Origin of the sequence: Roseomonas sp. TAS13 (assembly GCF_001950415.1) — a bacterium.
Taxonomy (GTDB): domain Bacteria; phylum Pseudomonadota; class Alphaproteobacteria; order Acetobacterales; family Acetobacteraceae; genus Roseomonas; species Roseomonas mucosa.
In genome coordinates this window covers 1-4,145 of record NZ_BDLP01000373.1, presented here as the reverse complement: position 1 = coordinate 4,145, position 4,145 = coordinate 1, and the positions used below count along the sequence as shown (strand labels likewise).

General features: G+C 70.6%; 1 protein-coding gene. It reads left to right on the top strand.

Annotated elements, in window-relative coordinates:
• Positions 1 to 4,086: DUF1998 domain-containing protein (locus tag ROTAS13_RS20380; RefSeq protein WP_139323458.1), on the top strand; the 4,086-nt coding region annotated here is incomplete at its 5' end.
• Positions 4,087 to 4,145: the final 59 nt, after the last annotated feature.

The window sequence follows — 4,145 nt, the reverse complement described above, 5'->3', positions numbered from 1 at the left end:
TCGCCTTACGGTGGAGCTGTGCGTAGATGTGATCAAGAGACAGGGGAACTCTGGGGCGACAACGGACCCGCGGCCCGCGCTGCCACGGAGCGCCTCCTCCGCCTCGGCGCGCGCGCCCGGATGGATGCGGACGCGCTGCCCGTCCTGCCGCACAAGCTGCACTTCCTCGCCCGGGCCCCGCTCGGGCCGACGGTCTGCCTGAACCCGTCCTGCGGGCACGACCACGGGTACCGCTACCCGGGTGCCGGTCCTGTACTTGGCGGCCATCACGAGCACTGCCCGGCCTGCAGGACCCAGACCCTGCCGCTCGCCCGCTGCACCTCCTGCGGTGAGACCGTGCTCGCGGCCACCTTCAGCCAGGCGGACAACCGGTTCCGCCCGCTGCGCGACTGGCGCGACCGGGACCCGGAGGACGAGGTAGAGGAAGGCGGCCAGCAGACCTTCTTCCTGGCGCCAACAGGCGCCGGGGCCGACACCGAGCCCTACCAGCTCACGGACGGACTGCGTGAGCCGTCAGGCAGCTTCGCCTGGCTACGCCCTCATACCGCCTGTCCGAATTGCGGCGAGGAGGAGCCGACTTTCGCGCTCATCCGGTCAGGCGACGACAACGCCCTCGGCATCGTGGCCGAGACGGCTCTCGCCTCGATGCCGCCGATGCCAAGCGACGACCGCAACTGGAAGCCTGCGGGCGGCCGCCGACTGATCGCCTTCAGCGACAGCCGCCAGTCGGCGGCCCGCCTCGGCCCGGCGCTCACCGCGACGCACGAGCGGCAGATGTGCCGCTCCATCATCGCTGCCACCCTCCACGAGGCACGCAACGCCGACCGCGTGGTCGCGCGCATCAGGCTGGAGATCAGTCGGGCGCAGGAGGACCTGGAGGCGGAGGATGACCCCGAGGAGCGCGGCATCCTGCAGGAGCGGCTGGACGAGCTCCAGGCCCGGCTCCGGGCAGCCGAGGCAGGCGGGCAGATGGACGACTGGCTCCGCCGCCTGCGCTCCAACCCCCGCGTGGCGGAGATATTTAGTCGGGAGACGGGGGTCACGCACAAACTGGACACCTGGAACCAAGAAGCCTGGGAGCGCAATGCGGCGGAGGTCCGGCGCCGCCTGGACGTGGTGCTGGCCCGGGAATTCGGCGTGCCATCGCCCGCCACCCTGAACCTGGAGACGATCGGCCTCGCCGAGGTGGTCTATCCTAGCATCGATAGCCTCCCCATGCCCGCTGCCCTCCGCGTGCGGCTGCCCGATGGCGAGACGGCGCATCGCCTGGAGGAAGCCTGGCCGCGCTTCCTCGCGGGCATGCTCGACATGGTCCGGCTGTCCCGCTGCGTCACCTTCGGCTCGGCGGAACTCGACATCTCGGCGTCGGTCTTCCCCGTCGGGAAGTGGATGTCCCTCAATGCGACGGGGCCCTTCCTGGTCTCCATGCTCCCGGGCTCGGCACGGGACACCCGGCGTGTCCGCTTCGCGCGTGGCGTCCTCCAGGCGGCGGGCTGCAGCCCTGAGGCCGCGGAGGAGCTGCACCTGCTGGCTCTCGAGGTTGCCTTCAATCAGCTCCTCGACGCCGCCGCCAGCCAGACGCTGCCCTGGCTCGAGCAGGAGGACCGCCAGTCCGGGCCCCAGGTGGCCGTCCCTGCGATCCGGGTGCGGTTCTTCGGCCTCAGCCTCCGGCCCCCGCGCGAGGTCTTCCGCTGCCGCGTCACGGGCGCGGTCTGGCCCCGCGCGGTGCTCGGCTGTGCCCCGATCCGCGGGGTGACGGGCACATTCGAGCCCGTCACCCAGGAAGAACTCGATGCCCACCCCCGCGTCGGGCGGCCGCGGCGCGCCTACCGCGAGGAGGAGGCATTCCGCATCGGCCTCTGGGCCGACGAGCACTCGGCCCAGCTGGAGACCGACGAGAACAGGCGGCTCCAGAACCTGTTCGCGGCAGGCATCCGCAACGTACTGAGCGCGACCACCACCATGGAGGTGGGCATCGATATCGGCGGCCTCGCGGGCGTGCTGATGGCCAACATGCCGCCGGGCCTTGCCAACTACCTCCAGCGTGGCGGCCGGGCCGGTCGCCGGGCGGACGGGGCATCGCTCGTGGTCACCTACGCGCGGCGCCAACCCTACGACCAGGCGGCCTTCGACGACTTCGGCTCGTTCTTCCGGCGCGAGCTGCGGCGAGCCAACGTCATGCTGGACCGCCCAGCGATCGCCTGCCGCCACCTCCACGCCCTCCTGCTGTCCGAGTTCTTCCAGGCGATCCGCCCGGTGGGCGCTAAGGCCGGGGCGATGAACGCCTTTGGTCGGATGGGTGGCTTCTGTGGGGTCCGGGGGCTGGACTTCATCCCCGAGGACCGGGTGGGCACCCCGACGCCCACCCGGCCCAACCCGCTGGATCCGGGCCTCCGACGCCCCGAGGCGTGGTGGCGGGCCGAGGACGAGCCTAGCCTCGAGCGCGCCTTCAGGACCTTCCTCGGGTGGCTGGCGGGCCAGGCCGGGTCTCCCATCGCACAGCGGGCCGTCTGGCTCGCCCACGGCACGGCTGCCGCCAACCAAGTCCAGGACTGGCAGCGCTTCGTGGATGCGGTCCATGCGGAGTTCGCCGAGGCATCCGGCGAGTGGCAGGACGCCTATGAGAGGATCGTGACGGCCTGGGAGCAGGCGGCAGCCGACGCCTCCAACCGTAGCAACTCGCGTTCCGTGCTGAACGCCCTGGCCCGGCAGGCGCGGGAGATGCGCCAGACCACGGTGGTCGAGGAGCTCGGCAACCGAAAGTTCCTCCCCCGCTACGGCTTCCCGATAGGGCTCAACACCCTCTTGGTGAACTCGGACCGGGATGACGAGCAGTCCTTCAAGCTCCAGCGCGACGGTGCTGTGGCCATTGCCGAGTACGTCCCGGGCTCGGTGATCGTCGCCGGTGGCCGCTATATCCGCTCGCGGGGCGTCCAGCGGGGCTTCGGCCAGAACAGCGAGGAGTCGGTGGGCATCACCCGCTGGCGCTACATCTGCGACGACGGCCACTCGAAGTGCGACCACGTCATGGTCGAGCAGGATCCGGTCTGCGGCGTGGAAGGCTGCACCGCCCGCATGAACCGTTCACCGCAGCGGCTCCTGATCCCGCGCTATGGCTATGCGACCGCGGTCTCGGAGCCGCCGTCATGGTACGGCCAGCGGCAGGTGGTCGGCCAAGTGGAGACGGTCATCAACCATCTCGAGGGACGCCAGACGGAGCATTTGGTGGGCTTTGGCGGGCTGCCCGCGCTCCGGGCGGCGCTGCTCGAGAACGTGGAGCTGATCTTCGCCAACCCCGCCGACGCCGAGTGCGGCTTCGCCGTCTGCACATCCTGCGGCTTCAGCGAGGCCGAGGAGCGGCCCGGCATGGCAGGCACGGTCGGCTTGCCCGACCGCTTCCGGAACCATGTTCCGCTCGCCCGGCGCGGGCGGGGGCGGGACGACATCTGCCGGGGCACGACGGCTGCCTCCCCGCCACTGCGCAACGTCGTCTTCGCGGCCCGCCAGTTCACCGACGTGGTGCGGTTCGACTTCGGCGACTTCGACGGCGCCGACGCCGCGGCGCTGGTCACCGCCGGGCACGCGCTGGCGCAGGGGGCCGCGGAGCTTCTTGAGCTGGACCAGCGTGAGATCCGCATGATGGTGGACGGCACCTCCAGCGGTGGCCGCGTTGTGCGCGTGTTCGATGCCGTCGGGCATGGGGCAGGCCACATCCCTGAGGTATTCCGGCGTGGCACGGAGTGGCTTGAGGCGGCGGTCAGAGTCCTGACCCGGTCACCCGCGCACGATGCCCGGTGCATGACGGCCTGCATTTCCTGCGTGCTGTCCTCGGTGTCGCAGAACGACGCCCGTGCGGGGCTGCTCGACCGCCATGCGGCGCTGCGCCTGCTCCGCGACCGTCAGGCGCAGCTGGTCGCACGGCTCCCGTCCAGCACCACGCAGGTACCGGAACCCGCCATAGCGGCTTCTGGTGCAGCGGTACTCATGGGGCTACGGGCCCAGCAAGCTGCGGGCCGGTTGTCAATCGGCACTGAATTGGGACCCCAGATCGGCACGCAAAAGGGACCCTCTTGTGAGGTGTGTTGAGGGGGCGTTCAGGCGCGGTTCTTGAATCGCCAACTATCGTTGCCGGTCTCGACGATGTC